The sequence below is a fragment of the Candidatus Angelobacter sp. genome (assembly GCA_035607015.1).
Taxonomy (GTDB): domain Bacteria; phylum Verrucomicrobiota; class Verrucomicrobiia; order Limisphaerales; family AV2; genus AV2.
Genome location: DATNDF010000445.1, coordinates 1 through 5,181 on the forward strand (window position 1 = coordinate 1; position 5,181 = coordinate 5,181).

Genomic DNA, 5,181 nt, shown 5'->3' on the forward strand with positions numbered 1-5,181 from the left:
TCTGATGAGGAACGGCGGTATCGGAGCGCAAGGCGGCACTGCCCCGTCTTTTCTCGGCCAGCCGAGCCTCGCAAATCCGACCGGGATTTTTCCAAGTCCGACCAGTCCCCTGCCTCCATCGTCCACTGACAACCTCCTGACCGGTGGACTCCGCAATTCTACAACCGATCTGGCATCCCCGGCGATCGCCACCTTCACCGGTATTTTGACGGACCCGCAATTCCGCGTTGTGCTTCATGCGCTGGAACAACGGGACGGCGCGGATCTGCTGGCTTCTCCCAAGGTGACGACATTGAGCGGGCGCCAGACGCAGATGTCCGCCGTCGAGGTTCGGTCAATCGTCGTTGGCCTGAATACACAGGGGCAGGGGGGCGCTGGTGCCGTGACTGGCGGTGGAGCGGTGCAGACCGGCGGCGCATTCGTCACTCAGAATTATCAGACAGCCTCGGTGCCGATCGGTCCGACGCTGGACGTTGTTCCCTACGTTTCCGCCGATGGCTACTCGATTCAGATGACGATCATTCCCCAAACGACCGAGTTTTTGGGGTACGATACGGCTACTGCTGCCCAGTTCGTTCCACAAGCGGTTATCGGGACCAGCACGACCGTCAGCACACCGGTTACCGCCACTCTCCCGCTGCCGATTTTCCGTTCCCGACAGGTGGTCACCAGTTGCAACGTGTGGGATGGCCAGACGGTGGTGTTGGGCGGGTTGCTCACCGAGAACGTTAAGAAGACCAAAGACAAAGTCCCGGTCCTGGGAGATCTTCCATTCTTCGGGCGGCTGTTCCGGAGTGAGACGAGCCTGACGCAGAAGAAGAACCTGATTATTTTCGTCACCCCTCGCATCATTGACCCGGCGGGCAACCCGGTTCACACGATGGACAGTCTGCCGTACGATCCGAATACGATCCCGCCGCAGAAGCCGATCGTGAAATGATGCCCGGTGGCCGACGGTGGCGGCGGTTTGAACATGCCGAATAAAGCGGCGGCAATTTGGTTCGGTTAATGCTAAATTCGGCGGGTTGGATCAATTGTTCGGAGCGGTCCTGTTTGGTGGACGGAGTCAGGAGTGAACGCGAAGGCGTAGCGACAGCAAGCAGTTGGAAGAGACGGAATAGCGGCTGGAAGTCATGGACAAAAATGTGCGGCTCTGTTAAGAGAATTTGACTTATGTTACCAGTGTTGTGCGCGTGCAAGAGGATTGTTTTTTTGTGGCTTTTCGCAGGGACCACGACGGCCATTCTGGCGCAAAACGCTTATGCTCCGCAAGGGGGCGAATATCCAATCGCTGGATCTTTACCTGGCGATCAGGTGTTTCCCCAGATCGCGCTTGGGACGAACGGCGGTTATCTGGTCTGGCAGGACAATGTGACGGATGGAGACGGCCTTGGTATAAGCGCGCGGAAAATCAACAGCAGCTTGTCGGGTTCTTTGGGAGTATTCCGAGTCAACCAACTGGGCGCGGGTGACCAGGAAAACGCGCGCGTGGCTTTGCTCAAAGATGGCGGTGCCGTTTTTGTGTGGCAGGGCGGAACGCCCGGGTTTCAACACATCTATGCGCGTTTTTTGAAAAGTGACGGAACTTTTGCGGCGGGAGATCTTCTGGTAAATACGTACACCAACAATCATCAGATCGATCCCACCGTTGCGGTTCTCGCGAACGGTAATGTGGTTGTCTCCTGGTCAAGCTACGGTCAGGACGGAAGCATGTACGGGGTCTATGCCCAGATTTTCTCGCCGACAGGCGATAGGATCGGCGCCGAATTTCAGGTAAATCAAACCACCTTCCTCAGTCAGCGCACTCCTGTGGTAGCCGGTTTGGTGGACGGCGGTTTTGTAGCTGCTTGGATTTCTGAAAAGTCCTTGGGAGTGGACACGAATGGCGCGCCAAGATATACGGCCATTGCTTGCGCGCGACTATTTGATTCAAGTGCCAATCCCAAAGGCGACGAGTTTCAAATCAACGCCGGTGGCGACATATCCGCCAACCCCTCCGTTGCAGCGTCTGCGAACGGCGGGTTCGCGGTAGCCTGGAGTAGAAAAGACGGCGCAGGGACTATCACGAGCATAATCGTCGGCGACAGTTGGGATGTTTACGTCCGCTGTTTCGATGCCGCCGGAAATGCAGCCAGTGCCGATTCGCGAATCAACACTTACACTTATGGTGATCAATTTGCGCCCAAAATCGCTTCGCTCGGATCGGATTTTCTGGCGGTCTGGACGAGCATTGCGCAGGACGGTTCCCGCGAGGGTGTATATGGACAATTCCTGTCGGCCAATGGCCAACCTTTGGGCGACGAATTTCGGGCGAACACAACCACCACCTCACAGCAGTTTCAGCCGTCATTGGCTTCCGACGGGGCTGGCCGGTTTTTAGTAGTATGGTCCAGCTTCGTTGGTGGTGGCTCCAGTTTTGACTTGTTTGCGCAGCGATACGCGGCCACCCCATCCCTTCCGGCTCCGGCGGCGCCGTTTGTTTACGCGCCGTTCATCCTGGACGGCAACGGAACATACCAGCCGCAATTGCAGGCCTCCTGGCCGCTCGTGGAGGGTTTGCCCGTTGCAAACTATGAGGTTTACGTGGATGGTGCCACGAGCCCGGCGACGACCACGACCGGCAACATATTTACGCTGACAGGCATTGTGCCGAGCAGCACACATTCCCTGCGACTGGATTATGTAACCACAGACGGGCGGCGATCACCGCTCTCCGCGGCAGTCAGCGGCACGACCTGGAGTGGCGCCAACTATGGAGGCATTCCGTTCGAGTGGATGACCGCCTGGTTCGGTCCGAACGTGCTCGACTGGCCCAAGCCGACCGACGACGGCGACGGCGACGGCGCGACCACCCTGCAGGAATTCCTCGCTGGCACGGCGCCAAACGATCCCAACAGTGTCATGCGCGTCCAGCTGGTGGCGACTGCCCAGGGTGCGCGTGTCAGTTGGAACACTCAGCCGGGATTTGTGTATCAAGTACAAGTGTCACAGAATCTCAGTTCCTGGGTTAACTTCGGTTCGGAACGGTTTGCCGCAGGGACAAACGATTCAATTCCAGCGAATGGATCGGGCAGCGCGGTTTATTACCGGGTGTTACGATTGCGCTAATGCGTTTTGTTATGTTGAATACACTGACCAGACTTTCAATCCTGTTTTTGCTGGCTGGCACGATGTCTCGGGCGCATGCGTTTTCGCTCCTGGGCCCTTACGCTATCGCCGGCGGTAACGTGTGGCAGGTGTTGCGGCTTGGCTATAATGAACCGGGCGATATCGGCGGGCCGATGAATGTGGCTGCCGGTGAGGAGTACCGGTGGAACACGCCCAACATCTTCTACGCCTACGATGCGCCGTTTCTGGATTTTTTTGGCACCCGTGGCGTGGAGGAGGTTGAGAAAGCGATCAAGATCATCAATGATTTGCCGCCGGCCTCGGCGTTGAACGTTGATGATTATCCCATGACCACCGAAAGAATAAACTTTCGAGCGGCTGCTTTAGGATTATGGGACGTGAAATCCAGCGCACTAGCGGTGACTGTGGAGGAGATGGGTCTTGCTGCACCCCCTCGCTGGGTTTATTGCCTTCGTAATCGGGGTGTGCCACCGTCACCGCAGAATCCGCCGCCAGCCTTTTTCAACGTGATCCGTAGAAACTTTGATCCGGTGACAGCAGCGGAAAGTCCTTACATTAACGGTCGATTGTGGACCTACGCAGCCATACTCGACGGCATCGCTGATTCCATTCCCATTAATCAACCTGTGGATCCATTGGATCTTGGGCGGTTTGATCCTGTGGCTGCGTATTTGGATGCTTTTAGCGGCTTCAGCATTGGAAGTTACTATAGCGGCCTGACTAGGGATGATGTGGGGGCGATTCGATACATGCTCCGGCCAGACAACAAGAATTTTGAAGCGGCGTTGCCAGGGAGCACAAGCGCGGGGTTCTCGATCATTAGTGGTGGTGGTGGTGGAGGTCCTTGGACAATCCCTCCAAGCACCAACAGTCCCGGCGCCACAAACATAGTCGGCAGCACGAACGGTCTGATTGATCCGGCCGTGCGTTTTGGCGTGGACAAGATCACATTTATTCGCGGTGAGTATGATTCGCTTCTGGGCCAGTTTTTCACTCCCATCACCAATGTTTATGTGGAGACGATCGTGACAAATGGGATTCAGAGATCACAGAAGGTGCAACGTGTCATCACCACGCCGGACATTTTATACACCGCCCGCGACTTGCAAGGGATTCCAGATGTGAGTCCATTGATTCCCGGTTTTGCGATTAATGAACGAACGGACACTTCAAACTGGCGGAACGATGACAGTTTAAGTGGCGGGACCATTCTGCACGCGGGTCCCGGAGTGATTCAAGGTCCCATCGACATCGCTTTTAACAGCATAGGCTTCATGACGTTCGAGGGTCCAATTCCCGGCCCCGTTCTTGGCCTTAACAATCTGCCGTATTTCCTGTTCGCAGCATTCGATGGCACTACCAACGAACCCGTGGTTTTTTCCCAAGGCGGAAACATAACAATCCAACAGTTGGAACAACTGGCCTTGGGTAGATGATGAATGGAGAGCGCGGGTAAAAGCTTGAAGGCTATGAGACGTTATCTTTTTACAATCGCGTGCGCTGCAGGGGCGATGGTTTGCGTCCGCGCCGCGGATCCTCTCTACCATAACATTGGCACAGTTGACTGCGGCAGCGCTCCTCAGATTGACGCGACGGTGTTCATCAACGACGGCAGTTTCTGCGCGTTGCCCATAACCGGCAGCTTGATTCCAGCGAATCCGGCCATTCCGTACATGACGCAGAATACGCTGTGGTTTACAAATAACGGCTTGCTGCAGTCAGGCCCGGGTTTCCAGTTCGATTACCTTACAGCCGACGGAATTCACCATCCCGCCGCGGCTATTGTTAACAACGCCGGCAATCCCAGCTTTCCCGATACGATTTTTGGGTCTCAGTACGTTCTGCTGTCGGCCACCAACCTGGTGAACAAAGGAATGCTTGAGGTCGGTTCATCCGGCCTGATCCAACTCGGCGGTCAGAATGTCAAGATCGCCCGCAGCGGGCTCCTGGTCGATCCGGCGGGAGGCGGAGGCGGAGGCGGTTGCGTCGGAAGTTATCGAGGCGCGATAACCTCCACCAACTTCATCAATTTTTCGTCAGCGATTGATGATG

General features: G+C 56.0%; 4 protein-coding genes. All 4 read left to right on the top strand.

The annotated features are described in order from the left end of the window. A partial coding sequence (locus tag VN887_17895) for a hypothetical protein (GenBank protein HXT41886.1) occupies positions 1-940 on the top strand: 940 nt, incomplete at its 5' end. A gap of 233 nt (positions 941-1,173) precedes the next feature. Further along, a complete protein-coding gene (locus VN887_17900; GenBank protein ID HXT41887.1) occupies positions 1,174-3,108 on the top strand; it encodes a hypothetical protein in 1,935 nt (644 codons plus the stop codon). An 11-nt stretch (positions 3,109-3,119) separates the two neighbouring features. Next, positions 3,120-4,565 (top strand): hypothetical protein, encoded by a 1,446-nt coding sequence (locus VN887_17905; protein HXT41888.1) that lies wholly within the window; start codon positions 3,120-3,122, stop codon positions 4,563-4,565. Between the two features lie 33 nt (positions 4,566-4,598). Continuing rightward, positions 4,599-5,181: hypothetical protein (locus VN887_17910; protein HXT41889.1), on the top strand; the 583-nt coding region annotated here is incomplete at its 3' end.